The following is a 24,543-nucleotide window of genomic DNA, read 5'->3' as shown; positions in this document are numbered from 1 at the left end:
CACTGGCTGCTTTGCGACGTCTAACGCCCACAATTACCCAGGAGTTACCCGATGAATGCTCGTCTGCTTGGTTTGGCCATGGTTGTTGGTTTGTCGCTGCCTGTGGCGGCGCAGGCGCAGATGCTGGCGCCGGGCTTGTGGGAATTGACCACCAGCAATATGAAAGTCGATAACCAGGACCTGCCGGACTTGTCGCTGATCCTCGGTCAACTCAAGCAACAGATGACCCCTGAACAGCGCGCCATGCTCGAAAAGCAAGGCATCAACATGGCCGGTAAAGGCGTACAGGTGTGCCTGACCCCGGCTCAGGTGGCCTCCGATTCGATCCCCCTGACCGACCCTCAATCGGGCTGCAAACAGGAAGTCACCGACAAGAGCGGCAACCAGTGGAAATTCCGTTTCAGTTGCCCGAAAGCCCAGGGCACTGGGGTGGCAACGTTCCAGAGCCAGAAAGAATTCACCACCAGCGTCAACGGTACCTTCAATGCCACCGGGATCCAGCAGAAGGGTAGCCTGGACAGCCACGCCCAGTGGCTGGGCAACGATTGCGGTTCGGTCAAACCCCGCGCTTAACGCCCAAACTGCAGGGGCAAGCCCTGGCAACTGTTGACCACCTGGCCGTTGTGCCAGGCCAGGTGGCCGCTGACCAGTGTGGTACTCACGCTGTGGCGAAAGCTGCGTTCTGCAAAGGGTGTCCAGCCGCAGCGGGCGAGGATAGGCTGGCTGTTGACCGGCTTGCCAGCAGGCTCCGGTTTGATCAGTACCAGGTCGGCCCAGTAGCCCTCGCGCACGTAGCCGCGATCAGCAATGGCAAACAGGTCGGCCACGCGGTGGCTGGTCTTGGCTACCAGAGTGGTGAGGGGCAAATGCCCGTCGGCCACCAACTCCAGTAACGCCGGCAGGGCATGCTGCACCAGAGGCATGCCCGAGGGCGCTTGCCGATAGCCCAACTGTTTTTGCGCCCAGGTATGCGGCGCATGGTCGGTGCCAATCACATCCAGACGATCACTCAATAACGCCAGGCGCAGCGCGTCGCGGTCGGCGCGGGTCTTGATCGCCGGGTTGCATTTGATCTGGTGGCCGAGGCGGTGGTAATCGCGGTCATCGAACAGCAGGTGGTGCAGGCAGACCTCGGCGGTGATGTGCTTGTCGGCCAGGGGCTTGTCTTCGAACAGCGCCAGTTCGCGAGCGGTGGTCAGATGCAACACATGCAGACGCGTGCCATGGCGTTTGGCCAATTCAAAGGCAAACGATGACGAGCGATAACAGGCCTCCGCATCGCGGATCAGCGGGTGGGCGACGGCGGGAATATGCTCGCCGAAGCGTTCCCGCAGGCGCTGCTCGTTGGCCAGGATGCTGGGCGTGTGCTCGCAATGAGCGAGCAGAATGGTTGGCACCTCGGCAAATAGGCGCTCCAGAACGCGTGGGTCGTCCACCAGCATATTGCCGGTGGAGGCGCCCATGAACACTTTGACTCCAGCTACTTCACGAGGAGCGAGGGCCGCGACGGTGTCGAGGTTGTCGTTGCTCACGCCAAAATGGAAGCCGTAGTTGGCCACTGAATGCAGTGCGGCACGGCGCTTTTTATCGGCAAGGGCTTCCAGGTTCAGCGTGGCCGGGTGGGTGTTGGGCATGTCCATGAAGCTGGTGATACCACCGGCCACCGCCGCGCGGGATTCGCTGTAGAAACTGCCTTTTTCCGGTGCACCGGGTTCGCGAAAGTGCACCTGGTCGTCGATCATCCCTGGCAGTAGCCACTGGCCGTTGGCATCGATTTCCACCGGTTCGTTATCGCCTTGAATGCTGGCGGCAATCTTCTCGATACGACCATTGGCGATCAGTACGTCGGCGTCGAATACCTGGCCCTCGTTGACCAGTCGGGCGTTGCGGATCAGCAGGCGGCTCATGGTTCAGAACTCGTTTTGCAGGGCTTTGTAGCCGCGCACCAGGTCGACGTTGGTGCGTGCCACATCCTCGGAAAACTCCGAGGCGCTGACACTCACCGGCGGGAATTGCGACAAGTCGGTGTTGGGGCCGATACGCGTGGTAGAGGGCACGTAGAAAGCGGCGGGCAGGTCACGGCCGTCGACCACCGAGTTGTGGCGCACCACGCACCCATCGCCCACGGCGCAATTGAACAGCACACTGTTGAAGCCAATAAACACGCGGTCGCCCACTGTGCAGGGGCCGTGGACGATGGAGCGGTGAGCGATGGAGGTGAATTCTCCGATGGTCACTGCTGCGCCGGATTTGGAGTGGATGACCACGCCGTCCTGGATGTTGGAGTTGGCGCCGATGGTGATCGGGTCCATGGCGCCGCTGGCATCCACTTCGTCGGCGCGGATCACGGCGTAAGGGCCGACGAACACGTTCTCACCGATGATGACTTTGCCGCAGATGATCGCGGTCTTGTCGACGTAGGCCGATTCGGCAATCACCGGCAGGTCGCCGGAAGGATTTTTGCGGATCATGGCTGGCTCAGTGCGGCGCACAGGGTGTTGAGGTTGTATTCGAACAGCCCGATAAAGGTGCTGGCCGGGCCTTCTGCGGCGAGGGCGTCGGAGTACAGCGTGCCGCCGATCTGTGCGCCGCTTTCGTCAGCGATCTGCTTGAGCAGGCGCGAGTCTTTGATGTTTTCCATGAACACGGCTTTGACCTTGTCCTTGCGAATCTGGGTGATCAGTGCGGCAACTTCTGCGGCCGAAGGGTCACGTTCGGTGGACAAGCCCTGGGGTGCGAGGAACTGGATGCCATAGGCTTGGCCCAGGTAACCGAAAGCGTCGTGGGAAGTGACGATGCGGCGGTTACCCGGTGGCAGGGCGCCGAACTTGGCCTTGGCCTCGTCCAGCAGGCTATGGATTTGCTTGAGGTAGGCCTGGCTGTTGCTCAGGTAGGCGGTCTTATTGGCAGGGTCGGCGGCTACCAGCGCTTTGGTGATATTGCTCACATAAATTTCGGCGTTGGCCAGGTTGTGCCAGGCGTGCGGGTCGGGAATGGTTTCGCCATCCTCGTCCATGGTGTGGGAAATCACGCCTTTGCTGGCGGTGACCACCGTTGCCTTGGTTTCGGTGCTGGTAACCAGGCGGTCCAGCCACGGCTCGAAACCGAGGCCGTTCTTAATGATCACCTTGGCCTTGAGCAGTGCCTTGGCGTCGTCCGGCGTGGGTTCATAGGTATGGGCGTCGGCGTCCGGGCCGACCATGTTGCTGATCTGGATATGCTCACCACCAATCTGGTGGGTGATGTCGTCGAGAATACTGAAGCTGGTGACCACTTGGAGTTTGTCGGCGGCGTGGGCCATCGAAAGCGGCAACAGCAGACTGAACAGCACGAGTAGAGCGCGCATCGGGAGACACCTCATTGGGATGTGAGCAAAGGCGGGCGGCGCAACAAACCGTGCACCGGACCGAATACCACGGACAACAAATACCCAGCGCCTGCCACCAGCACGATCGCCGGGCCGCTGGGCAGTGAGTAGTAGAACGACAGCAGCAGGCCCAACCACACCGACAGGCATCCCAGCAGCGCCGATACCCCGATCAGCACTGGCAGGCGTCGACTCCAGAAGCGTGAGGCGATGGCCGGCAACATCATCAAGCCGACCACCATCAACGCGCCGATGGCCTGGAAACCGATCACTAGGTTCAGCACCACCAGGGTCAGGAACACGCCATGGGCGAGGGGCCCGCGGCGGCTGACGGTTTGCAGGAACAGCGGGTCGAGGGTGTCCAGCAGCAGCGGTTTGTAGATCAGCGCCATAGCGATCAGGCTAAAACCCGAGACCCAGAGCATGCCGGTCAGTGTGGTTTGATCCACGGCCAGGGCGGAGCCGAACAGCAGGTGCAGCAGGTCCAGACGCTTGCCGGCAAGGCCCAGGATCAGCACGCCGGCGGCCAAAGAGATGGGGTAGATGGCGGCGAGGCTGGCGTCTTCGCGCAGCCCGGTGCGGCGGGTGATCCACGCGGCCAGGCCGGCCATGCTCAGGCCTGCACCCAGGCCGCCGAGGGTCAGCGCGGGCAGGCTCAGGCCGGCGAACCAGAAACCCAGGGCAGCGCCGGGCAGGATGCCGTGGGCCACCGCATCACCGATCAGGCTCATGCGCCGCAGGATCAGAAACACTCCTAGCGGCGCGGTGCTGCAAGCCAGTACCAAACCGCCGATGAGTGCGCGGCGCATAAAGACGAACTCATGAAACGGCATCCATAAGTGGGCAGTGAAGTGCATTCAGGCCACCTGCATCTGCGGTTGCGGGCGGATCAGCTCTTTGCTGGGGCCGAATAGGCAGCCGGTGTTTTTGATCTGCAGTACGTGCTGGGTGTGGTGACGCACGGCGGCCAGGTCATGGCAGACGATCACCAGGGTGCGGCCTTCGTTGTGCCAAGCGTGGATGTGTTTCCAGCACAGCGCCTGACCGTCCTCATCGAGGGCTGCGTGAGGTTCGTCCAGCAGCAGGACGGCGGCGTCGGCCAGGCTCATGCGTGCCAGCAGGGCGCGCTGCAATTCGCCGCCGGACAATGCCATCAACGGTCGATGTTCCAAGCCAGTCAGGCACCAGTCTTCGAGTACCGCGTGCAGGCGTTGGCTGCGTTGTTGCGCGGTGTGTTGGGTGCCCCAGAAACCGGCAGCGACCAGCTCTTGCAGGCTGATAGGGAACTGGCGGTCCAAGTGTTGCTGCTGGGGTAGGAAGGCCAAGCCGCCACGGCGTGGAACATCCACAATAACCTTTCCCGCCAGCGGTTTTTGCAGGCCGGCGATGACTTTGAGCAGGCTGCTCTTGCCTGTGCCATTGGCGCCGATGATGCCGGTGAGGCTGCCTTTTTCCAGGGTCAAATCCAGTGCCGGGGTGAGCGGTTGCCCTGGGGCACCCCAGCGCAAAGAGTTACAGGTGATCATGCAAAGTCTCTCGTCCAGCGGCTTTCAGCCACGGCATCGTGCGCGTGCAGGCTTTCGGCGTGGATCACTTTGAGGTGGAAGGCTTTGATGGCATCCGAGCGTTTCAAGGCGAGGTTCAGGCGGCGAGCGGCGTCTTCGCAGAACATCAGGTTCTGCCCGTTGGCCAGGGCGAAGGCTTGTTCGTCTGCGCGTTTCACCGCGGTTTGTACGGCGGTACCGAGCGCGGCTTCGGCAGCGTTGATCAAGTCGATTATCGGCAGGTCAGTACCTTGCAACTGAACGTGCAACTGCGCGCTGCTGCGTTGGCTATGGGGTGTGGCAACGATACCGTTTGCACTGCCGAGCCAGGCCAGCAGCGCTTCGTGCTGCAACGGAGTGTTGGCGAAATCATCCACAAATTGCTGCTGAATCAACTGCCTGGCGAGGGCGGCGGAGCAAGGGCAGGTTGAGGAATAAGTAACGTCAATTTTTAGTTCCACGTGGAACATCTGGTTTTCCAGACGCGCTTCGATGCTCACCGGGTAGCTCTTCCAGCCGGCTAGCGGACTGACCAGGGCGGGTCGTTTAAGCAGCAACTGGGTGTAGATGCGCAAGTAAGCGTTCTTAGATAAACCTTCATGTGTGTCGAGAAAACGCTGCAGTACATTACGCAGCAGTGCAGGTGTCAGCGGGTGTTGATCGAGCATTTCCAGAGCCAGGTACAGGCGTGACATATGAATGCCACGGGCCGTGCCGTCGTCCAGGCTTACGCCCGCGTCAGCGGTGGCGGCCAGGTGTTGACCGTCAATCAGGATCGGCAAGGCGATGCCGCACATACCCACCCAGTCGAGTGGCAAGGCTTGGCGTGAAGCCTGCGCGGCAATGTCCGGCAGAGTCAGCGCATTCATAAGCAGGTCCATCGTTGGAAATAATTAGACATGTTATAGTATAACAATACGAGCTACGATGAATTTTCTGCTCCAGCCTTTGTTCAGTCATATCGAGTAGGGACACTCCTTTATCTGCGGTATATGCCATGCACCGACGTCAGCTCCTCAACCTGCTGCTGGTCAGCCCCTTGTTTGCCTTGCCTTTGGGGGCTTACGCCACGCAGATTCGCAATGCACGCCTGTGGCGCTCAAACGACAAGCTGCGCCTGGTGTTCGACCTCAGCGGCCCGGTGCAATACAAGACCTTTTCCCTGGCCTCACCGGACCGCTTGATCATCGACTTGAGTGGCGCCGGTCTTAGCGGCGACTTTTCCCAATTGGCGTTGAAGAACAGTGGGATTATCTCGATCCGTTCCGGGCATTTCGGCAAGAGCGATACGCGCATCGTGCTGGACCTGGTCGAGCCCATGCAGCTCAACAGCTTCGTGCTGCCGCCCCAGGATGGCCAAGGCCATCGCCTGGTGTTGGATTTGACCAACGCGACCCGTGCGCCCCGTCAAATCGCCGCTGAGCCGGCACCCTTGGTGACGCCGGTAGACAAGGCGCATCCCAAGCGCGACATCATCGTGGTGGTCGACCCTGGCCATGGCGGCAAAGACCCAGGTGCCATTGGCTCCAAGGGCCAGCGCGAAAAAGATGTGGTGCTGTCGATTGCCCAGTTGTTGGCTAAACGCTTGAAGCGCGAAAAGGGTTTTGACGTAAAACTGGTGCGCAACGACGACTTCTTCGTGCCGCTGCGCAAGCGCGTGGACATCGCCCGTCAGCACAAGGCCGATATGTTTATTTCGGTACATGCCGACGCCGCGCCACGGCTGACCGCGTCGGGCGCTTCGGTGTATGCGTTGTCTGAAGGGGGCGCCACCTCCGCCACGGCCCGCTTCATGGCCCAACGCGAAAATGGCGCCGACTTGCTGGGCGCCACCACCTTGCTCAATCTGAAGGACAAGGACCCGATGCTGGCCGGGGTCATTCTCGACATGTCGATGAATGCGACCATCGCCTCCAGCCTGCAACTGGGAAGCTCGGTATTGGGCAGCCTGCAAAACATCACCAGCCTGCATCAGAAACGTGTGGAGCAGGCGGGGTTCGCCGTGCTCAAGTCACCGGACGTGCCTTCAATCCTGGTGGAGACGGGTTTCATTTCCAACCCTCGGGATGCCCAGCGGCTGGTGACGGCGCGCCATCAACAGGCGGTGGCGGATGGCCTTTTCGAAGGACTCAAGCGTTACTTCCAGAAGAACCCACCCATGAACAGCTACATGGCCTGGGTGCAGGCGCAGAAAAACAGCCAGGTCTAACAGCCGGTCATTCGGCTGCAAGTGAACTTGGCGCTGGCGCCCCCTGAGCTGGAAAACCGGTTGATGGTGGTCCAGCCCACGCGCCGCGTGTAGCCGACCCACGCCTCGCCATCCGATGCCAACCCGGTAAAAAACGTCAGTTGCCCATAACGGCTGTTGGTCTGCGCCCAATAGCGTTTGCCGATCACTTCGAAACCGCGCAGATACGTAGTGCTGCCGACGGTTGCCACGCTATAGGCATTGCCCAACGGGTCCACACACGCCAGCAGGTTGGCGCTGCGTGTGCAGTTGGCCAACAGGCTGGGTGCCTGGGCGCAGGCAGGCCCGGCGACTGCCAATAGCAGCGCGCACAGCAGGTATTTCATCGAGGTTCTCAACATAGGCAGGTGACCCAGCATTGCGCCCTTCGTCGCGGCGAGCAAGAGGGATTGGCTTATTTGTATTGTTATACTATAACATAAATGCACAGCCCGACCCGCGAACCGCTTCCATGACCGAACACGACCTTTTGGCCCAACCAGCGGCCGACTACATGAATGAGGCCCAGCAGCGCTTCTTCCGCGAACTGCTGCTGGCTCAGCGCGATGACCTGCAAGCCCGTATCGACGCAGAGTTCCAGGCGCTGCGCGAGCAGGAAACCAACAGCGATCTGGCGGATATCGGCAGTGCCGAAGAGCAACGCCAATGGCAACTGCGCCTGCTGGAGCGTGAAAAGAAGCTATTGGACAAGATCGACGACGCCTTGGAGCTGCTGGCTCGTGGCGAATACGGCTGGTGCCGTGAAACCGGCGAACCCATCGGCCTGCAACGCCTGCTGCTGCGTCCCACCGCCACCTTATGTATCGAAGCCAAAGAACGTGAAGAGCTGCGCGAACGCCATAGACGGGCAGTTTGACCGGCCAACCTTGATGAGGAATACCTGATGCCCAATCGTCTCCCTGTGACCGTGTTGTCCGGCTTTCTCGGTGCCGGTAAAAGCACTCTGCTCAACTATGTCCTGCGCAACCGCGACAACCTGCGGGTGGCGGTGATCGTCAACGACATGAGCGAAATCAACATCGACGGCAGCGAGGTGCAGCGTGATGTCACGCTCAATCGTTCGGAAGAAAAGCTGGTGGAGATGAGCAATGGCTGCATCTGCTGCACCTTGCGTGAAGACTTACTTGAAGAGGTGGGAAAACTCGCCAAAGAAGGTCGTTTCGATTACCTGCTGATCGAATCCACCGGTATTTCCGAACCTTTGCCCGTGGCCGAAACCTTCACTTTTCGCGATGAAAACGAGCAAAGCCTGGCCGACATTGCACGCCTGGACACGATGGTCACTGTGGTCGACGGTATGAATTTCCTGCTCGACTACCAGGCCGCCGAAAGCCTGGCTTCACGGGGCGAAACCCTCGGTGAGGAGGATGAACGTTCCATCACCGACCTGTTGATCGAACAGATCGAATTCGCCGACGTCATCCTGATCAGCAAGATCGACCTGATCAGCAGCCGTGAGCGCGAAGAACTGATGGCCATCCTCGAGCGCCTCAACGCCCAGGCGGAGATCATCCCGATGGTTATGGGCGAAGTGCCGCTGAACAAAATCCTCAACACTGGCCGTTTCGACTTCGAACGCGCCGCCCAGGCCCCGGGCTGGTTGCAGGAATTGCGCGGTGAGCATGTACCGGAAACCGAAGAATACGGCATAGCGTCCACGGCTTACCGTGCGCGCCGGCCATTCCATCCACAGCGGTTTTTCGACTTTATCGACCGTCCCTGGGTCAACGGCAAGCTGTTGCGCTCCAAGGGTTTCTTCTGGTTGGCCAGCAAACATCAGGATGCGGGCAGTTGGTCCCAGGCGGGCGGGTTGATGCGCCATGGGTTTGCCGGGCGTTGGTGGCGCTTTGTGCCGAAAAGCCAGTGGCCTCAGGACGAAGAAAGCGTGGCGGCGATCATGGCTAACTGGCAGTTGAGCACGGGTGACTGCCGTCAGGAACTGGTGTTTATCGGGCAAAACATCGACTTTGCCCAGATGCGTACCGAGTTGGACGCCTGCTTGCTCACCGATGAAGAAATGGCCCTGGGTGTCGAAGGTTGGCGCCAGCTACCCGACCCGTTTGGCCCTTGGTACGAGCAGGTCGCCTGATGCTGGCCCCGGTCATTCCCCTACGCCCTGTCATCCGCCAAAGCTGTGGAGAAACGCCGCTGGCGCTGTCCGACATCCTCAATGATGGCGTCAACCTGGCGATCTGGCAGCGCCAATTGCCCCTGCATATCGCCGAGTTTGGCGCTTTGCTGGTGGCGCTCAATGAATCGTTGGCCGAGTCCTTGGTGGTCGAGTTGGCTAGCGAAGACTCCGTGCCGAACTTGCAAGGTTTGGCGTCCAGCTGTCGCGATCTTGAAGGCTACGATGGGTTTATCGCCGATGTGTCGTGGCTGGTCAGTGCATTCGCCTGCCTGCTGGGCGCCAAGCGCATCGGCGTGCGTTTACGGCTATTGGACAAGGCCATGTGTCCGCGTTTTCACGTTGATCACGTGCCTGTTCGGCTGATCACCACCTACGCCGGTATCGGTAGCCAATGGTTGCGCGAAGGCGTTATGGACCGGCGCACATTGAGCCAGGCGGATGCCGAGCCCACTGAGCGCATCGAGCAGATCCATTGCGGTGAAGTGGCGCTGCTTAAAGGCACCAAATGGCACGGCAATGAAGGACATGGGCTGATCCACCGCTCGCCAGTGCTCAAGGCCGATGAGCGACGGTTGATCCTGACACTGGATTGGCTGGCATAACCGCGTAGGATCAAACGCTCTACACGGCCTGAACGATGCCTCTCATGTTGCAGAACATTCCTACCCATGTGATTGCAGGGCCATTGGGCGCCGGCAAGACCAGCCTGATCAAGCACCTGCTTGCCCAGCGCCAGGCCAACGAGCGCTGGGCGGTGCTGATCAACGAGTTCGGCCAGATCGGCCTGGACGCAGCCCTACTCACACAAGACGATGACGGCATCGCCTTGGGCGAGGTGGCTGGCGGCTGTTTGTGCTGTGTGAACGGTGCACCGTTCCAGGTAGGGCTGGGCCGCTTGTTGCGTAAGGCTAAGCCGGACCGGTTGTTTATCGAGCCCTCGGGCTTGGGCCATCCGGCGCAATTGCTCAAGCAACTGCGGCACGCACCATGGCAAGACGTGCTGGCCGTGCAGCCTTGCGTGCTGGTACTCGATGCCCAGGCGTTGGCGGCGGGCAGGCCGTTGCCGCAAGCACAACAGGAAGCGTTAGCCAGTGCCGGTCTGCTGGTGTTGAACAAGGACGAGACGCTGACTGCGGTGCAACGTCAGGCGATTGAAGCGCAATTACCCGATTGCCCGCTCCATTGGACACGCCAGGCGCAACTGCCACTCGACCGGTTGCCCGGTTTGAAAGCGCAGGCCCAAGTAGCGGTGGATAATCTCGGCGTGCCTGAAGCGGTGGGGCAAATGCCGGCGATCTGGAGCGACCCGGGGCTGCCGATCTGTCTGAGTCAGAGCCAGGAGGGCGGCTGGAGCATCGGCTGGCGCTGGCACCCAAGCCAGCGATTCGATGTCAGCCGTCTGCATCAGTGGCTATCGAGTTTGGGCTGGCGCCGGGCCAAATTGGTTATCCACAGTGTGGACGGCTGGGTGTCCGCCAACGCGGTGGATAACAGCCCACTGCACTGGCAACCCAGCGCTTGGCGGCGCGATTCACGTGTTGAGTTGATCTTCAGCGCACCACAGGACGTGGCCGCATTGCAAAGCGCCCTGGCAGCCTGCCGTTACTGATGTTTCTTGCTGGCGTGGTCCTGGCGCCACTGGCTCAATTCGATGATCTCGGCGCTGGGCAGCGGCTCCTTGGTTTCGAACGGGTAGGGCGCCAGTTCGATCTGCGCGCTGTGGGCGCCGAATTGGGTGATGACCCCGGCATGCCGGGTTTCGCCGGTCACCGTGAACTCGAAATTATAGATGCGCGCCAGGCGTCGGCGGCCATTGGCATCCTTGACGAAACCGATGCGCTTGAGCGCCACGGCACCGTCAAGCAGCTCGATATCGAGCTTGGCGCAATGCTGCTTGACCCGCGCCAGCGCCCGTTCACGCAGGCCGTGGTTGTGCCAAACCCAGGCGGCGCCGGTGGCCAGCAGCATCAAGACGAAGATGTTTCCCAGGGTCAGCATTCCATGAACTCCAACAAAGTGAGCGCAGCTTAACTGTGTCGCCGGTCTGTCGTACAGGCTGCGTTTAGTCGCATACTGCTCGGCCAGAAATTCAACGGTTTTACGGAAATCTCCCGCATGAAACGTACACCTCACCTGCTTGCGATCCAGTCTCATGTGGTCTTCGGCCACGCCGGAAACAGCGCCGCCGTGTTCCCCATGCAGCGGGTCGGGGTGAACGTCTGGCCGCTCAACACGGTGCAGTTCTCCAACCACACACAGTATGGACAGTGGGCGGGCGAAGTGTTGGCGCCGCAGCAAATTCCTGCGCTGGTAGAGGGTATTGCCGCGATTGGCGAGCTGGGCAACTGTGATGCGGTGCTGTCCGGTTACCTGGGCAGTGCCGACCAGGGCCGCGCCATCCTCAGCGGTGTGGCGCGCATCAAGGCGATCAACCCCAAGGCGCTGTACCTGTGCGACCCGGTGATGGGCCACCCGGAAAAGGGTTGCATCGTGCCGCAGGAGGTCAGCGATTTCCTCTTGGATGAAGCCGCCGCCATGGCGGACTTCCTGTGCCCCAACCAACTGGAGCTGGATAGTTTTGCCGGGCGCAAGCCGCAATCGCTGTTCGATTGCCTGGCGATGGCCAAGGCCTTGCTGGCGCGCGGACCCAAAGCGGTGTTGGTCAAGCACCTGGATTACCCAGGCAAACTGCCAGAAGGGTTTGAAATGCTGTTGGTGACGGCCGACGGCAGTTGGCACTTGCGCCGGCCCCTGCTGGCGTTTCCGCGTCAGCCAGTGGGCGTGGGCGACCTGACGTCGGGCCTGTTTCTGGCGCGGGTGCTGTTGGGTGATAGCCTGGTGGCTGCCTTTGAATTCACCGCCGCGGCCGTGCATGAAGTGCTGCTGGAAACCCAGGCTTGCGCCAGTTATGAACTGGAACTGGTGCGGGCCCAGGACCGTATTGCCCACCCTCGTGTGCGCTTCGAAGCCACACCGATCAGCCTGTAATGACACAGAACCCAATGTGGGAGCGAGCAAGCCCGTTCCCACATTTTGATTGGGTTTACAAATTACGGCGCGTCGGCTTTGATCTCCCGGTAGCGCTTTTCCAGTTCCTGACGAATCTGCCGACGCTGCTGAGCCTGCACAAAGCGGCGCTTGTCTTCGCTGTTCTGCGGCTGCAACGGCGGTACGGCGGCAGGTTTGCGCTGGTCGTCCACGGCCACCATGGTGAAGAAGCAGCTGTTGGTATGGCGCACCGAGCGTTCACGGATATTCTCGGTCACCACCTTGATGCCCACTTCCATCGACGTATTGCCGGTGTAGTTGACTGACGCCAGGAAGGTCACCAGCTCACCGACATGAATCGGCTCGCGAAAGATCACCTGATCTACTGACAGCGTGACCACATAACGACCGGCATAACGGCTGGCGCAGGCATAGGCCACTTCGTCGAGGTACTTGAGCAGCGTGCCGCCGTGCACATTGCCAGAGAAGTTGGCCATGTCAGGGGTCATCAGTACCGTCATCGACAGCTGGGCGTTTCCGGGTTCCATAGCACACTCACGGGTTGTAGGCATTGGTTGGGGGGAGGCACCTCTGCGGGTACTCAAAGTCTTTGCAGCGCCATCCCTAACGGGACGCCGTCAGGCGGCTTGCCGTCACGCGCGCAGCGATCTGTTTCCATATATTGCACCGGCTTTCCAGCAGAAGTCGCGGTGTTACCCTTCAAAAGCCCTTCTCAGGGCTTTTCTTACGATCAAGGCAGACTTTTCCGACCCTTCAAAGGCGCGGCCGGAAGTGGGAAAAGCGCCGGCACCCTCAAGGAGCCCCTCGCCATGCACGCCATCAGCTTTATCCAGGACTTGGCCGTGATCATGCTGGTGGCAGGGGTGGTCACCATCCTGTTTCACCGCTTCAAGCAGCCGGTGGTGTTGGGCTACATCGTCGCCGGCTTCATTATCGGCCCCCACACTCCGCCGTTTGGCCTGATCCACGATGAAGACACGATCAAGACCCTGGCGGAGCTGGGGGTCATCTTCCTGATGTTCTGCCTGGGCCTGGAATTCAGCCTGCGCAAGCTATTCAAAGTCGGGGCCACGGCGTTTATCGCGGCGTTCCTGGAAATCGTACTGATGATCTGGATCGGCTACGAGATCGGCCGCTGGTTCGACTGGAGCACCATGGACTCGCTGTTCCTCGGCGCGATCCTGGCAATCTCCTCGACCACCATTATCGTCAAGGCTCTCAACGACCTGAAGATGAAAGACCAGCGGTTCGCCCAGCTGATTTTCGGTGTGCTGATTGTGGAGGACATCCTGGGTATCGGCATCATTGCCTTGCTGTCGAGCATCGCCGTGAGTGGCACGGTCAGCTCCGGCGAGGTGTTCTCCACTGTCGGCAAGCTCTCGCTGTTCATGATCGTTGCGCTGGTGATTGGTATTTTGCTGGTGCCGCGCCTGCTGGCTTATGTGGCCAAGTTTGAAAGCAACGAGATGCTGCTGATCACGGTATTGGGGCTGTGCTTTGGTTTCTGCCTGCTGGTGGTGAAGTTGGAATACAGCATGGTGCTCGGGGCCTTTTTGATCGGCGCGATCATGGCTGAATCCCGGCAGTTGATTAAGATCGAACGCCTGATCGAACCCGTTCGCGACATGTTCAGCGCGATTTTCTTCGTGGCGATTGGCTTGATGATCGACCCGCAGATCCTGCTGCAATACGCCTGGCCCATTGCGGTGATCACCGTGGCCGTGGTGTTGGGCAAGATGCTGTCTTGCGGGCTGGGCGCGTTTATCGCCGGCAACGATGGTCGCACCTCGCTGCGGGTGGGTATGGGGCTGTCACAAATTGGCGAGTTTTCTTTCATCATCGCAGCGCTGGGGATGACCCTGCAGGTCACCAGCGACTTTCTGTACCCAGTGGCGGTGGCCGTTTCGGCGATCACCACGCTGCTCACGCCCTACCTGATTCGTGGCGCGGACCCGCTGTCATTGAAGATCGCGACGGTAATGCCCAAGCGTATGAGCCGAGTGTTCGGCATGTATGGCGAATGGTTGCGCAGCATTCAGCCACAGGGCGAGGGGGCGATGTTGGCCGCGATGATCCGCAAGATCATCCTGCAGGTCGGGGTAAACCTGGCGTTGGTGATCGCGATCTTCTTTGCCGGCAGCTTTTTCGCGGAGCGCATCGGTGGGTATCTCGAGGGCTGGGTCAGCGATCAGAGTTGGCAGAAGGCGTTGATCTGGGGCGGGGCGCTGCTGGTGTCGTTGCCGTTTCTGATTGCGGCGTATCGCAAGCTCAAGGCGCTGTCGATGCTGCTGGCGGAGATGAGCGTGAAACCAGAAATGGCCGGGAGGCATACCCAACGTGTGCGAAGGGTGATTGCGGAGCTGATCCCCCTCTTGTCGCTGCTGGTGATCTTCCTGCTATTGGCAGCCTTGTCGGCCAGTATTCTGCCGACCAACAAGTTGCTGGTGTTGATTGCCGTGGTCACGGCGGCGGTGGCTGCAGTGCTCTGGCGCTGGTTTATCCGTGTGCATACGCGGATGCAGGTTGCGTTGCTGGAGACGCTGGATAACCACAAGGATACGGAACACTGACTGGCGTTGGCGGGGGCTGCTTTGCAGCCCAGCGGGAGCAAGCTCCCTCGCCACAAAAGCCGGTTGCCAGAGGTCAGGGGACTCAGCTTTCCAGCCAGACGTCCCGTGCCCAGTGCCACACCGATTCCCAGGTTTCTTCAGTAACCAGTTCTTCCTCACCGGACCACAGCACGACGGTGCCGTCTTCTTCGACGCAATAGTAGTCGTCGCCGTCCTGGCAGATAGGGATCAGGCTGCGATCAACACCGGCATCCCAGGCGTTGGCGGCAACGTCTGGCAGGTAAGTGTGGGACTGTGGGTCGGTGACGGTCACCGGCTCCAGGCTGCCGTAGACCACGTCACTGACGGTCAGCAAGAATTCACGGAAGACAAAGGGGATGTCGATGAACAGTTGTTCCTCGATTTCCACCAGCAGGTCTTCGTCAGGCAGCTCCAAAGGCACCGGGACCGGTTCGTTGGCTTCACGCAGTTGTTCGATGATTTCTTCCACGGCCGGGATCCTCTTGCTAGATGGCGCGGTTTATAGGGGCGTTTTATACAGTAGCTCGCTATAAGTGCAACCGTGAAATAGAAAACCCCGGACATGTCCGGGGTTTTTGTTACCGCTTGCTCAAACGAGCAGGTATTAGCCGTTCTGGCGGATACCGGCGACCAGCCATGGCTGGTCGTCGCCCTGGGCGCGTTCCATATTCCAGCTTTCGCTGAACACTTCGCCCTGGTCGAAGCGCGAGGACTTCGACACGCCGCTGAAGGTCAGGGTGGCGATAGTCTTGTCGGCACGATCATCCACGCCATCGAGCTGTACGCGCAGGTCGTCGATGTAGGTCGACTGGAAGGCGTCACCGATCTCGGCACGTTCGCGCTTGAGAAATTCCAGCAGCTGCGGGGTCACGAACTCGGAGATCTTGTCCATTTCGTTGGCGTCCCAGTGCTGTTGCAGGGACTGGAAGTGGCTGCGGGCCGCCTCGACGAAACGCTCTTCGTTGAACCAGGCCGGTGCGTTGATCACCGGACGGGCGGCAGGGGCTGCCGAACCACCGAAGATCGAACCCATGGCAGGCTTCTGTTCGAACGCTTCACGCTGCATCGGCGCGCCGGCTGGAGCCAGATGCTCCTGCTGCTTGCGGCGACGGGCGGCGATAAAACGGAAGACCAGGAAGGCGATGACGCCCATGATCAGGATGTCGAAGATCTGCATGCCCTGGAAGCCGTCGCCCATGAACATGGACGCAAGCAGGCCACCGGCGGCGATGCCGGCCAGTGGGCCCAGCCAACGCGAAGCACCGCCGGCCTTGGCAGCAGCGCCAGCGGCACCGGCTGCGCCTGCAGTAGCCGCAGCACCGCCGGCACCGGCGGATGGAGCCATTTGGCTGGTCTGGTGAGTCGGTGCCGCGCCCGAGCTTTTGCCGCCACCGAAGCGTTTGGCGTTGGCGTCGAGGCTCATCGTCAGGCCGATGCACAACGCCATGGCGATGCTAAGAAAACGTTTCATATAGGGAATTCCCATTTGTGGATTGCACGCGCGCCATGTTGCACAGGTGTCGTGGCAGAGGCTAGCGGCATAATGTTTCGGGCTTTTGCGTAAGACCAAATCCGAAGGGTCTGTAGGACCAATTACGGATATTGGCCCGCACGCCTCTAAAACAAGGCTGGGCCAATAATCTTCATGTTACGCAGTGTTTCATGATGGTGGGCTTATTGTGGCCAGAGATTGCTCCCGCTGGGCTGCGCAGCAGCCCCAAAAAACGGGCGCGCTGCGCACGCCAGCGGAAGCAATCTATGGTCACAGGTGATCAGCTCAGACCGCTTCGAGCTTGGCGTAACCCATCATCAGCCACTTGCTGCCCTCGGCGAAGTTCACCTGCACCCGCGCCTGGGCGCCTGCGCCTTCGAAGTTGAGGATCACGCCTTCGCCGAAGATCGCATGCTTGACCTGCTGGCCCAGGCTGAACGGGGTTTCCGGTATTTCGGAACCGGCAAACATGCTGCTGGAGTTCTGTTGCTGGCCACCGCCGAACGGGCGGCTGACGCTGTTGGACAAGCGTACTTCCTGGATCAGCCCTTTCGGCACCTCACGTACGAAGCGCGACACCTTGTTGTAGGTTTCGCTGCCATATAGGCGTCGGGTCTCGGCGTAGGTCATCACCAGGTTCTGCATAGCCCGGGTGATGCCCACGTAGGCCAGGCGGCGTTCTTCTTCAAGGCGGCCGGGCTCTTCCAGGCTCATCTTGTGAGGGAACAGGCCTTCTTCCATGCCCACCAGGAACACATAAGGGAATTCCAGGCCTTTGGCGCTGTGCAAGGTCATCAGCTGGATGCTGTCTTCATGCTCGTCGGCCTGGGTATCGCCGGCTTCCAGCGAGGCGTGGCCCAGGAAGGCGGCGAGCGGCGTCAGCTCTTCGTCGTCCTCGGTGTTTTCGAACGCGCGGGCGGCGCTGACCAGTTCCTCAAGGTTTTCTACCCGGGCCTGGCCTTTCTCGCCTTTTTCCGCTTCGTGATAGGCGATCAGCCCGGACTGCTCGATCACGGTCTGAGTCATCAGGTGCAGCGGCATCTCTGCGCACTTGGCGGCCAGGTTCTCGATCAGCTCGACAAACACCCCCAACGCCCCCGCAGCACGGCCAGTCAGGCCTTTGTTGGCGATCAGCAAGCGCATGGCTTCCCACATCGACACATCGGCATGGCGCGCATGGTCGCGGATCGCTTCGACGGTTTTCTCGCCAATGCCACGCGCCGGGATGTTGATCACCCGCTCCAGCGCTGCATCGTTACCACGGCCTTCAAGCAAACGCAGGTAGGCCATGGCGTTCTTGATTTCGGCGCGCTCGAAGAAGCGCTGGCCACCATAGATGCGGTACGGGATGCGTTCGCGCAGCAAGGCCTCTTCCAGCACCCGCGATTGGGCGTTGGAACGGTACAGAATCGCGATATCGCTGCGGGCCAGGCCGGTTTTCAGTGCGCTTTCAATGGTTTCGACCACGTAACGCGCTTCATCGTGCTCATTGAACGCCGCGTACAGGTTGATCGCTTCGCCTTCGCCGCCGTCGGTCCACAGCTCTTTGCCCAGGCGCCCGGTGTTGTTGGCGATCAAGGCGTTGGCCGCCTTGAGGATCCCGGCGGTGGAGCGGTAATTCTGCTCCAGGCGGATGGTCACCGCGTCCGGGAAGTCTTCGGAATACTGGTAGATGTTCTCGATTTTCGCGCCCCGCCAGCCGTAGATCGACTGGTCGTCATCGCCCACCACCATCAGGCTGTCACCGCCCTTGGCCAGCAGACGCAACCATGCGTACTGCACGGCGTTGGTGTCCTGGAACTCGTCCACCAGGATATGGCGGAAGCGTTTCTGGTAATGGGCCAGCAAACCGGGGTTGTCGCGCCACAGGTCGAGGGCACGCAGCAGCAGTTCGGAGAAGTCGATGACGCCGGCGCGCACGCAGGCCGCTTCATAGGCCTCATAAATGCTGCGCATCGTGGCCAGGAACAGGTCGCCGCTGGCTTGGATATGTTGCGGGCGCAGGCCCTCGTCTTTCTGGCCGTTGATAAACCACTGTGCCTGGCGCGCCGGCCAGCGTTGTTCGTCCAGGCCCAGTTCGCGGATCACGCGCTTGACCAGGCGTTGCTGGTCGTCGCTGTCGAGAATCTGGAAGGTCTGGCTCAGGCCGGCTTCCTGCCAATGCGCCCGCAACAGGCGGTGCGCCAGGCCGTGGAAGGTGCCCACCCACATGCCCGCCGGGCTGATGCCCATCAACTGCTCGATGCGATGACGCATCTCGGCAGCGGCCTTGTTGGTGAAGGTCACCGACAGGATGGAATGCGGGGACGCGTTTTCGACCTGGATCAACCAGGCGATACGGTGCACCAGCACTCGGGTTTTACCGGAGCCAGCACCGGCCAGGACCAACTGACGGCCAACGGGGGCCGCTACGGCCTGGCGTTGGGCATCGTTGAGGGAGTTCAGCAAAAGAGAGAGATCATCGCGCATCGACGCATTCTATGGGCCTTGGGGGGCCTGGGCAAATCCCAATGCCGGATGGTCGATGCAAAACGCCTGCAAGCTATCGACGGGCGAACATTCTGACGGGGGTGATGACCGGTTGGTCATCGCCCGCAGCCCATGCCGTGTCTTGCTCAAGCGGTCTGGGCCAAAGGTTTGCGGCCAATCGCAGGAGGTTTTTTATGACTTGTAGCAGTTTGGCCCAGGCGCTTGCTTGTGTATGCTCCGTCGACGTTTCGGGCTCACCATTATAAGAACACCGCCTATGACCCTTAGCACCGACCTGTTTGGCCCCTCGCCGGCCCCGGCACAGGTCATCCGTAAACACTATGCAACCGAAATCGCGGTTGAGCGCACGCGCCTGCTGTATCAAGGTTCGTTGCTGCCGACGCTGCTGATGCTGGTCAACGGCCTGGTCTGCGCCTGGTTGCTGTGGAACCCCAATCAGTACCTGCTGGACAGCGTCTGGCTGCTCTGGCTGCTTGCCCTGGTGGCGATGCGCGTGATTCAAGTGGCAGCCTTTGATTCGGCCATGCCCAGCCGGCAGGCCCAGCCCGTGTGGCGCCGTATGTTCATGCTCGGCTCGGCGGTCAGTGGCCTGACCCTCTCCGTTGCGGCCATTGCCCTGGTGCCCACGGACAGCTTCATGCATCAGGCCTGGGTGTTTGGCCTGATCGGCGCCGCCACCTTGTCGGCCAGCGTGGCCTATGCCGTGAGCTTTTGGGCTTACCTGTCGTTTGCCTTGCCGTGCCTGGTGCCGGCCATCGTCTACCTGTTCTGGAATGGCACACCGCAGCAAAAAGGCTGGGGCGTCCTCGGGCTGATCCTGCTGGCGTCCCTGAGCCTGGTCGCGTGGCAGGTCAACCGCCTGATCCAGCGCGGGTTGTTGCGCCGTTTCCAGAACCAGGCCCTGATCGAGCATTTACAGCAGGCGCAGCAACGCAGTGAGCAGTTGAACCAGGACCTGGTGCGCGAAGTCGAGCAGCGCCGCGAGGTGGAGCAGAACTTGCGTGAAGCCCAGGTCGGTCTGCAAGATCGTGTGGCGCAACGCAGCCAGCAATTGGATGCTGCCAGCCTCGCCTTGAGTAAAAGCGAAGCGCGCCTGGCCATGGCCCTGCAAGCCAGTGAACTGGGCCTGTGGGACTGGAACCTGCAAACCGACGAGGTCCACCACACGCAACTCAAGGAGTTGTTTGGCCTGGAGCCCGAATACGTCACGGCGATGCTCAGCCACCTCAAACCGCGCCTGCACCCCGACGATCTGCCACTGCTCAAGCACGCGCTGGTAGAGCATCTCAAAGGCCGCAGCGAGGACTATCAGGTGGAGTACCGGATACGTCATGGCGATGGGCATTGGGTGTGGATCGAAGACCGCGGGCGCGCCGTGGAGCGCGCGCCCAGTGGCCGCGTCATCCGTATGCTGGGCACGCGCCGCGACATCAGCGCCGGCAAGGCGGTGGAGGAGCAGCAACGCCTGGCTTCGACGGTGTTCGAGGCGGCCAGCGAAGGCATTGTGATCCTCGACCCGAACTACGCGCTGATCGCCGTGAACCAGGCGTTCAGCCGCGTCACCGGTTTCGACATCGACGACATGCTTGGCCGCAACGTCGTGGAACTGCCCAGCAGTCGCGATGCGCGGCGCCACTTCCCGCTGATCCGCCAGGCATTGCTCAGCCACGGCACCTGGCAGGGCGAATTGGTGGAGACGCGCAAGAACGGCGAACTGTACCCGCAATGGCTACAGCTGAATGTGGTGCGTGATGTACGGGGGAACGTCAGTCATATCGTAGGATTCTTCGCCGATCTGTCCGCCCGGCGCGAGTCGGAAGAGCGCATGCGCTACCTCACCCACTACGACGAGTTGACCGGCCTGGCCAACCGCTCGCTGTTTCGCGAACGGCTGCGCGAAGCTCACCAGCGGGTGCGCCAAGGCGGTCGCAGCCTCGCGCTGCTGCATATCAACCTCGACCGCTTCAAATTGCTCAATGACAGCCTGGGCCATGAAGTGGCCGACCAACTGCTGCAGAAAATGGCGCGGCGCTTGATCAACGCGCTGCCGGAGGCCGACACCATTGCGCGCCTGTCCGGTGATGAGTTCGCCGTACTGTTTGACGCCTATGGCAACTTATCCAGCCTGGCGCGGGTGGCGACCCGGTTGCTGGCGAAGCTGCGCGTGCCGGTGAACGTGGAGGGCCATGAGCTGGTGGTAAGCGCCTCTATGGGCGTCAGCCTGCTGCCTGATAACGCACGGGAGATTTCTGCACTGGTCAGCCAGGCGAATATGGCGATGCAGCACGCCAAGCATTTGGGCGGGAATAATTTCCAGTTCTTCACCGACAGCCTGCAAGCCAGCACCCTGGAGCGTTTGCAGCTGGAAAACCACCTGCGCAAAGCCATCGACGAGCGTCAGCTCACGGTGTTTTACCAACCCAAGCTGTGCCTGGTCACTGGCAAGCTGAAGGCTGCCGAGGCGTTGGTCCGCTGGGAGCATCCGCAATGGGGCATGGTGCCGCCGAGTGACTTTATCGGTTTGGCGGAAGAAACCGGCTTGATCGTGCCGTTGGGCGAATTTGTGCTGCGCCAGGCCTGCTGGCAGGCCTGCGAATGGCAGCGTCAGGGGCTGGCGCCGATTCGCGTGTCGGTCAACCTGTCGGTGCATCAGCTGCGCCAGGGCAAGCTGGTCAGCCTGGTGCGCCAAGTGCTGGAGGAAACCGCACTGGACCCGCAGTACCTGGAGCTGGAACTGACCGAAAGCCAGTTGCTCGACAGCGTTGAACACATCATCGCCACCTTCCAGCAATTGCGCGACCTGGGGGTGAAGCTGGCCATCGACGACTTTGGCACCGGTTATTCGTCCCTCAGCTACCTCAAGCGTATCCCGGTGGACTACGTAAAAATCGACCAGGCCTTTATCCGGGGGCTTGGCCAGGGGCGCGAGGATGCGGCCATCACCCGTGCGATCATCGCCATGGCCCACGGGTTGGCGCTCAAGGTAGTGGCCGAAGGAGTGGAGGATCAGCAGCAGCTGGATTTCCTGCGCGGTGAGCAGTGTGACGAGGTACAGGGTTACCTGATCAGCCCGCCCATGAGGGCCGAAGGGCTGGCGGATTTGTTACGCAAAAACGCAGATTTTTCTTAACGCAGCGTAGGCCGCGTTTATGGCTACATAGCGGCTGCCCGCTGAATCAGAGGGGAGCAGGGCGATTTAGTGATGCATCTAACGGGCAAAACGACAATTCTTGTAGTATAACTACAAGCTTGCTACATCCCTGGCGCCTGCCAATAACAAGAGTCCTGCCCTTTGAACCTGTTGCAACATATCGCCCAGTCGCGCCACCTGTTACGCAAATCGGAACTCAAGGTTGCCGATCATGTGCTGCTTGACCCTGCGGCCGTGATGCACAGTTCCATGGCCGACTTGGCCCACAGCGTGGGCATCAGCGAGCCGACCATCGTGCGCTTCTGCCGCGCCATTGGTTGCTCCGGCTTTCAGGACCTCAAGCTCAAGCTGGCGCAAAGCCTGGCTGCCGGTGCGAGCTTCGGCCAGTTTGCAATCCATGAAGACGACTCCGTCGCCGACTACAGCCTGAAAATCTTCGACACCACCTTGCACACCTTGATGGAAGTGCGTGAGAAGCTCGACCCGGTGGAGCTGCAAAAGGCCGTGACCGCAATGTCCCAGGCCCAGCGCGTCGAGTTCTACGGCTTCGGTGCGTCCGGCGCGGTGGCGGCCGATGCCCAGCACAAGTTCTTCCGCCTGCTGCTGACCGCCGCGGCCTACAGCGACCCGCACATGCAGGCGATGTCGGCGGTGACCTTGAAGCCCACTGACGTGGCCATCTGCATTTCCCAATCAGGTCGTTCCAAAGACCTGCTGATCACCGCCAACCTGGTGCGTGAGAGCGGCGCGTCGTTGATTACCCTGTGCCCGAGCCAGACGCCATTGGCCGAGTTGTCCACGGTGAACCTGGCGATCGACGTGCATGAAGACACCGAAATCTACACGCCGCTGACCTCGCGCATTGCCCACCTGGTGGTTATCGACGTGTTGGCGATGGGCGTGGCCATGGCCCGTGGCCCGAGCCTGGTTAACCACCTCAAGAGCGTGAAGCGCAGCTTGCGTAGCCTTCGCCTCTCGCCAAAATCCGTCAAAGCCCTCGACGACTAAGCCCAGGCCATACTCGGTCAAAGTGTGGGAGCTGGCTTGCTGTGGCGAGGGAGCTTGCTCCCGCTGACTGCGCGGCAGTCTCCGGCTTTTTTGGGGGCGCTTCGCACCCCAGCGCAAGCAAGCTTGCTCGCCACAGCGAACCAGCTCCCACAGGGAGTTTGCGTCAATTTCGCAAGATTCATCATCCTGTAATCCCCGCGCCGCCAAACCGTCATCCCCCACGCCCATCCTGTACTCCCCGTACTCGCATTGGGAGACTCCAAATGACCCGGCCCTACGAAGACAGCAACAGCACCGTCAAGACCCGTCGTCAGCAGGAAGACCAGCGCCGCATGGCGTTCCGTCGCGCCATCGAAGACCGTTGCGAAGAGCGCCAGTTGCTCCAGAGCATCAGTGACTACCCGGAACTGCATTGGCAGGCACCCGTGGCTGCCCAGCGAAACGCTCAGCCAGCGCGCTGATCTGCACCCGTTCGCTGCGAATAAAGCCCAGGAACGCATGGGCCACCGGTGACAGGCGTTTAGCCTTGGCCTGTACCAGGCACCAACTGCGGTACAGCGGCAGTTCTTCCACCGGCAGCTCCTTGAGCCCGCCGGTGGCCAGCTCCAGGTTCAAGGCGTGGCGCGTCAGCAATGCCACGCCCAACCCTGCACTCACACATTCACGCTGCGCCTCGGCCGAGGCCACTTCCACCGTCTGGGTGAAGTGCACGCGTTTTTCCTTGAAGTATTCCTCGCAGGCCAGTCGCGTGCCAGAGCCCGGCTCGCGGATGAGCAGGGTATAAGGCTCCAGGTCCTGCAAGCGCAGTGGCCCTTGCAGGCTCAACGGATGATCTGGCAGCGCCACGGCGACAATCGGATTGTTGAGAAACGGCAGGAATTCCAGGCCCATGTCCTGGGGCACCATGGACATGATCACCAAGTCGTCGCGGTTGTCCGAGAGCCGGCGGATCACCTGGGCACGGTTGACCACCGTGAGCTGCAATTGCACTTCCGGATGCTGGCGCTTGAAGGCGGCGAACAGGTGCGGCACGAAATACTTGGCGCTGGACTCCACCGCCAGTTTCAGTTGGCCTTGCAGTGAACCCTGCATGTCCGACAGCTGCATATCGAGGTTTTCCAGGCGCCCGAAGATGTCGCGGCTGGCCCGTTGCAAAGCTTCGGCGGCCTCGGTCATGTAGAGTTTTTTGCCGACATAGTCGAACAGCGGCTGGCCGATCAGTTCTTCCAGCTGGCGAATTTGCAGGCTGACCGCCGGTTGGGTGAGGGACATTTCCTCGGCGGCACGGCTGTAGGAACGCAAATCACACACTTCATTGAAGATCTGCAATTGACGCAATGTCATACGCATCAATGACTTACGCATTTTATAAAGCCTCGGCCCCTTGGTGTTCCCGCTAACTATAAGTCTTTACTTATACACAACCCAATAATTATTGATTTTTGTTAATTCTCCTGTGCGCATAGTGTGTGTCTCGCGACTGTCATGAAACATTTGGTCACGCGCCGGCCC

The 24,543-nt window shown here is 60.7% G+C and carries 24 protein-coding genes; 11 read left to right on the top strand and 13 right to left on the bottom strand.

What is annotated here, in order from left to right; translation table 11 throughout:
- The first annotated feature begins 51 nt into the window (after positions 1 to 51).
- Complete coding sequence (locus tag HBO10_RS08445) at positions 52 to 573, top strand: DUF3617 domain-containing protein (protein WP_014720569.1); 522 nt, start codon at positions 52 to 54, stop codon at positions 571 to 573.
- Here the strand turns inward: HBO10_RS08445 and HBO10_RS08440 are convergent.
- From HBO10_RS08440 to folE2, 6 genes are read right to left on the bottom strand one after another with little or no spacing between them, the layout of a single operon-like run.
- Positions 570 to 1,907 (bottom strand): dihydroorotase, encoded by a 1,338-nt coding sequence (locus HBO10_RS08440; protein WP_034129165.1) that lies wholly within the window; start codon positions 1,905 to 1,907, stop codon positions 570 to 572. The two genes, HBO10_RS08445 and HBO10_RS08440, sit on opposite strands and share 4 nt — an antisense overlap.
- A 3-nt stretch (positions 1,908 to 1,910) precedes the next feature.
- Positions 1,911 to 2,471, bottom strand: a complete 561-nt coding sequence (locus tag HBO10_RS08435; RefSeq protein ID WP_005792581.1) for a DapH/DapD/GlmU-related protein — start codon at positions 2,469 to 2,471, stop codon at positions 1,911 to 1,913.
- Positions 2,468 to 3,346 (bottom strand): metal ABC transporter substrate-binding protein, encoded by an 879-nt coding sequence (locus tag HBO10_RS08430; RefSeq protein ID WP_034129164.1) that lies wholly within the window; start codon positions 3,344 to 3,346, stop codon positions 2,468 to 2,470. The genes HBO10_RS08435 and HBO10_RS08430 overlap by 4 nt, the downstream gene beginning before the upstream one ends.
- An 11-nt stretch (positions 3,347 to 3,357) precedes the next feature.
- A complete protein-coding gene (locus tag HBO10_RS08425) occupies positions 3,358 to 4,224 on the bottom strand; it encodes a metal ABC transporter permease (protein WP_034129163.1) in 867 nt (288 codons plus the stop codon).
- Entirely contained in the window at positions 4,225 to 4,893 is a 669-nt protein-coding gene (locus HBO10_RS08420) for an ATP-binding cassette domain-containing protein (RefSeq protein ID WP_034129162.1), read from the bottom strand.
- On the bottom strand, positions 4,890 to 5,780 hold the full coding sequence (gene folE2, locus HBO10_RS08415) for a GTP cyclohydrolase FolE2 (RefSeq protein WP_034129161.1): 891 nt from the start codon (positions 5,778 to 5,780) through the stop codon (positions 4,890 to 4,892). The genes HBO10_RS08420 and folE2 overlap by 4 nt, the downstream gene beginning before the upstream one ends.
- Before the next feature lie 128 nt (positions 5,781 to 5,908).
- On the opposite strand from folE2, the gene HBO10_RS08410 reads away from it, so the two are divergent.
- Positions 5,909 to 7,120 carry an N-acetylmuramoyl-L-alanine amidase gene (locus tag HBO10_RS08410; protein ID WP_034129160.1) on the top strand — a complete coding sequence of 404 codons (1,212 nt, stop codon included), beginning with the start codon at positions 5,909 to 5,911 and terminating at the stop codon, positions 7,118 to 7,120.
- Here HBO10_RS08410 and HBO10_RS08405 read toward each other — a convergent pair.
- A complete protein-coding gene (locus tag HBO10_RS08405; RefSeq protein ID WP_034129159.1) occupies positions 7,117 to 7,485 on the bottom strand; it encodes a hypothetical protein in 369 nt (122 codons plus the stop codon). The two genes, HBO10_RS08410 and HBO10_RS08405, sit on opposite strands and share 4 nt — an antisense overlap.
- A gap of 125 nt (positions 7,486 to 7,610) precedes the next feature.
- Between HBO10_RS08405 and dksA the strand changes: the two genes are divergently transcribed.
- Genes dksA through HBO10_RS08385 form a run of 4 tightly spaced genes read left to right on the top strand, consistent with a single transcriptional unit; the run spans position 7,611 to position 10,899 of the window.
- The gene (gene dksA / locus HBO10_RS08400; protein WP_034129158.1) at positions 7,611 to 8,015 is read left to right on the top strand and encodes an RNA polymerase-binding protein DksA; all 405 of its coding nucleotides are present in this window, start codon (positions 7,611 to 7,613) and stop codon (positions 8,013 to 8,015) included.
- Positions 8,016 to 8,042: 27 nt separating this feature from the next.
- The gene (gene zigA / locus HBO10_RS08395) at positions 8,043 to 9,248 is read left to right on the top strand and encodes a zinc metallochaperone GTPase ZigA (protein WP_014720560.1); all 1,206 of its coding nucleotides are present in this window, start codon (positions 8,043 to 8,045) and stop codon (positions 9,246 to 9,248) included.
- Complete coding sequence (locus HBO10_RS08390) at positions 9,248 to 9,892, top strand: DUF1826 domain-containing protein (RefSeq protein ID WP_034129157.1); 645 nt, start codon at positions 9,248 to 9,250, stop codon at positions 9,890 to 9,892. Before zigA ends, HBO10_RS08390 begins: the two co-directional genes overlap by 1 nt.
- 44 nt (positions 9,893 to 9,936) lie before the next feature.
- Positions 9,937 to 10,899 carry a CobW family GTP-binding protein gene (locus HBO10_RS08385; RefSeq protein ID WP_034129156.1) on the top strand — a complete coding sequence of 321 codons (963 nt, stop codon included), beginning with the start codon at positions 9,937 to 9,939 and terminating at the stop codon, positions 10,897 to 10,899.
- Here HBO10_RS08385 and HBO10_RS08380 read toward each other — a convergent pair.
- Positions 10,893 to 11,288, bottom strand: a complete 396-nt coding sequence (locus HBO10_RS08380; protein WP_003195752.1) for a DUF3301 domain-containing protein — start codon at positions 11,286 to 11,288, stop codon at positions 10,893 to 10,895. The genes HBO10_RS08385 and HBO10_RS08380 overlap by 7 nt on opposite strands.
- A 117-nt stretch (positions 11,289 to 11,405) precedes the next feature.
- Here HBO10_RS08380 and pdxY point away from each other — a divergent pair, with 117 nt between their 5' ends.
- On the top strand, positions 11,406 to 12,278 hold the full coding sequence (pdxY, locus tag HBO10_RS08375) for a pyridoxal kinase PdxY (protein ID WP_003195749.1): 873 nt from the start codon (positions 11,406 to 11,408) through the stop codon (positions 12,276 to 12,278).
- Positions 12,279 to 12,340: 62 nt separating this feature from the next.
- On the opposite strand, the gene HBO10_RS08370 is transcribed toward pdxY, so the two are convergent.
- Positions 12,341 to 12,826, bottom strand: a complete 486-nt coding sequence (locus HBO10_RS08370; RefSeq protein WP_003195747.1) for an acyl-CoA thioesterase — start codon at positions 12,824 to 12,826, stop codon at positions 12,341 to 12,343.
- Positions 12,827 to 13,108: 282 nt separating this feature from the next.
- Between HBO10_RS08370 and HBO10_RS08365 the strand changes: the two genes are divergently transcribed.
- Entirely contained in the window at positions 13,109 to 14,869 is a 1,761-nt protein-coding gene (locus tag HBO10_RS08365; RefSeq protein WP_034129155.1) for a cation:proton antiporter, read from the top strand.
- Between the two features lie 82 nt (positions 14,870 to 14,951).
- On the opposite strand, the gene HBO10_RS08360 is transcribed toward HBO10_RS08365, so the two are convergent.
- The 3 genes from HBO10_RS08360 to uvrD form a co-directional block, all read right to left on the bottom strand.
- Entirely contained in the window at positions 14,952 to 15,359 is a 408-nt protein-coding gene (locus tag HBO10_RS08360; protein ID WP_034129154.1) for an SMI1/KNR4 family protein, read from the bottom strand.
- 135 nt (positions 15,360 to 15,494) lie between these two features.
- Positions 15,495 to 16,361, bottom strand: coding sequence for a Tim44 domain-containing protein (locus HBO10_RS08355; protein ID WP_003195740.1), 867 nt, complete (start codon positions 16,359 to 16,361; stop codon positions 15,495 to 15,497).
- A 306-nt stretch (positions 16,362 to 16,667) separates the two neighbouring features.
- The gene (uvrD, locus tag HBO10_RS08350; RefSeq protein ID WP_014720554.1) at positions 16,668 to 18,851 is read right to left on the bottom strand and encodes a DNA helicase II; all 2,184 of its coding nucleotides are present in this window, start codon (positions 18,849 to 18,851) and stop codon (positions 16,668 to 16,670) included.
- Between the two features lie 277 nt (positions 18,852 to 19,128).
- Between uvrD and HBO10_RS08345 the strand changes: the two genes are divergently transcribed.
- The 3 genes from HBO10_RS08345 (at position 19,129) to HBO10_RS08335 (ending at position 23,492) form a co-directional block, all read left to right on the top strand.
- On the top strand, positions 19,129 to 22,002 hold the full coding sequence (locus HBO10_RS08345; protein ID WP_034129153.1) for an EAL domain-containing protein: 2,874 nt from the start codon (positions 19,129 to 19,131) through the stop codon (positions 22,000 to 22,002).
- Positions 22,003 to 22,164: 162 nt separating this feature from the next.
- Positions 22,165 to 23,031: a transcriptional regulator HexR gene (gene hexR, locus HBO10_RS08340; RefSeq protein WP_003177007.1), complete on the top strand. Its 867-nt coding sequence runs from the start codon at positions 22,165 to 22,167 to the stop codon at positions 23,029 to 23,031.
- 263 nt (positions 23,032 to 23,294) lie between these two features.
- Positions 23,295 to 23,492 (top strand): hypothetical protein, encoded by a 198-nt coding sequence (locus HBO10_RS08335; RefSeq protein ID WP_073526287.1) that lies wholly within the window; start codon positions 23,295 to 23,297, stop codon positions 23,490 to 23,492.
- Here the strand turns inward: HBO10_RS08335 and HBO10_RS08330 are convergent.
- Entirely contained in the window at positions 23,422 to 24,396 is a 975-nt protein-coding gene (locus tag HBO10_RS08330; RefSeq protein ID WP_034129151.1) for a LysR family transcriptional regulator, read from the bottom strand. The two genes, HBO10_RS08335 and HBO10_RS08330, sit on opposite strands and share 71 nt — an antisense overlap.
- Positions 24,397 to 24,543: the final 147 nt, after the last annotated feature.

Source organism: Pseudomonas sp. WS 5503 (assembly GCF_012985385.1).
Classification (GTDB): domain Bacteria; phylum Pseudomonadota; class Gammaproteobacteria; order Pseudomonadales; family Pseudomonadaceae; genus Aquipseudomonas; species Aquipseudomonas paracarnis.
Note: the sequence above shows the minus strand (reverse complement) of the source record. Positions and strands in the feature narration are given on the sequence as shown.

What these genes read in the sequence shown, in the direction of transcription:
- HBO10_RS08445 (WP_014720569.1), top strand. Translation starts at nt 52, where the DNA reads ATGAATGCTCGTCTGCTTGGTTTGGCCATGGTTGTTGGTTTGTCGCTG.
- HBO10_RS08440 (WP_034129165.1), bottom strand. Translation starts at nt 1,907, where the DNA reads ATGAGCCGCCTGCTGATCCGCAACGCCCGACTGGTCAACGAGGGCCAG.
- HBO10_RS08435 (WP_005792581.1), bottom strand. Translation starts at nt 2,471, where the DNA reads ATGATCCGCAAAAATCCTTCCGGCGACCTGCCGGTGATTGCCGAATCG.
- HBO10_RS08430 (WP_034129164.1), bottom strand. Translation starts at nt 3,346, where the DNA reads ATGCGCGCTCTACTCGTGCTGTTCAGTCTGCTGTTGCCGCTTTCGATG.
- HBO10_RS08425 (WP_034129163.1), bottom strand. Translation starts at nt 4,224, where the DNA reads ATGCACTTCACTGCCCACTTATGGATGCCGTTTCATGAGTTCGTCTTT.
- HBO10_RS08420 (WP_034129162.1), bottom strand. Translation starts at nt 4,893, where the DNA reads ATGATCACCTGTAACTCTTTGCGCTGGGGTGCCCCAGGGCAACCGCTC.
- folE2 (WP_034129161.1), bottom strand. Translation starts at nt 5,780, where the DNA reads ATGAATGCGCTGACTCTGCCGGACATTGCCGCGCAGGCTTCACGCCAA.
- HBO10_RS08410 (WP_034129160.1), top strand. Translation starts at nt 5,909, where the DNA reads ATGCACCGACGTCAGCTCCTCAACCTGCTGCTGGTCAGCCCCTTGTTT.
- HBO10_RS08405 (WP_034129159.1), bottom strand. Translation starts at nt 7,485, where the DNA reads ATGAAATACCTGCTGTGCGCGCTGCTATTGGCAGTCGCCGGGCCTGCC.
- dksA (WP_034129158.1), top strand. Translation starts at nt 7,611, where the DNA reads ATGACCGAACACGACCTTTTGGCCCAACCAGCGGCCGACTACATGAAT.
- zigA (WP_014720560.1), top strand. Translation starts at nt 8,043, where the DNA reads ATGCCCAATCGTCTCCCTGTGACCGTGTTGTCCGGCTTTCTCGGTGCC.
- HBO10_RS08390 (WP_034129157.1), top strand. Translation starts at nt 9,248, where the DNA reads ATGCTGGCCCCGGTCATTCCCCTACGCCCTGTCATCCGCCAAAGCTGT.
- HBO10_RS08385 (WP_034129156.1), top strand. Translation starts at nt 9,937, where the DNA reads ATGTTGCAGAACATTCCTACCCATGTGATTGCAGGGCCATTGGGCGCC.
- HBO10_RS08380 (WP_003195752.1), bottom strand. Translation starts at nt 11,288, where the DNA reads ATGCTGACCCTGGGAAACATCTTCGTCTTGATGCTGCTGGCCACCGGC.
- pdxY (WP_003195749.1), top strand. Translation starts at nt 11,406, where the DNA reads ATGAAACGTACACCTCACCTGCTTGCGATCCAGTCTCATGTGGTCTTC.
- HBO10_RS08370 (WP_003195747.1), bottom strand. Translation starts at nt 12,826, where the DNA reads ATGGAACCCGGAAACGCCCAGCTGTCGATGACGGTACTGATGACCCCT.
- HBO10_RS08365 (WP_034129155.1), top strand. Translation starts at nt 13,109, where the DNA reads ATGCACGCCATCAGCTTTATCCAGGACTTGGCCGTGATCATGCTGGTG.
- HBO10_RS08355 (WP_003195740.1), bottom strand. Translation starts at nt 16,361, where the DNA reads ATGAAACGTTTTCTTAGCATCGCCATGGCGTTGTGCATCGGCCTGACG.
- uvrD (WP_014720554.1), bottom strand. Translation starts at nt 18,851, where the DNA reads ATGCGCGATGATCTCTCTCTTTTGCTGAACTCCCTCAACGATGCCCAA.
- HBO10_RS08345 (WP_034129153.1), top strand. Translation starts at nt 19,129, where the DNA reads ATGACCCTTAGCACCGACCTGTTTGGCCCCTCGCCGGCCCCGGCACAG.
- HBO10_RS08335 (WP_073526287.1), top strand. Translation starts at nt 23,295, where the DNA reads ATGACCCGGCCCTACGAAGACAGCAACAGCACCGTCAAGACCCGTCGT.
- HBO10_RS08330 (WP_034129151.1), bottom strand. Translation starts at nt 24,396, where the DNA reads ATGCGTAAGTCATTGATGCGTATGACATTGCGTCAATTGCAGATCTTC.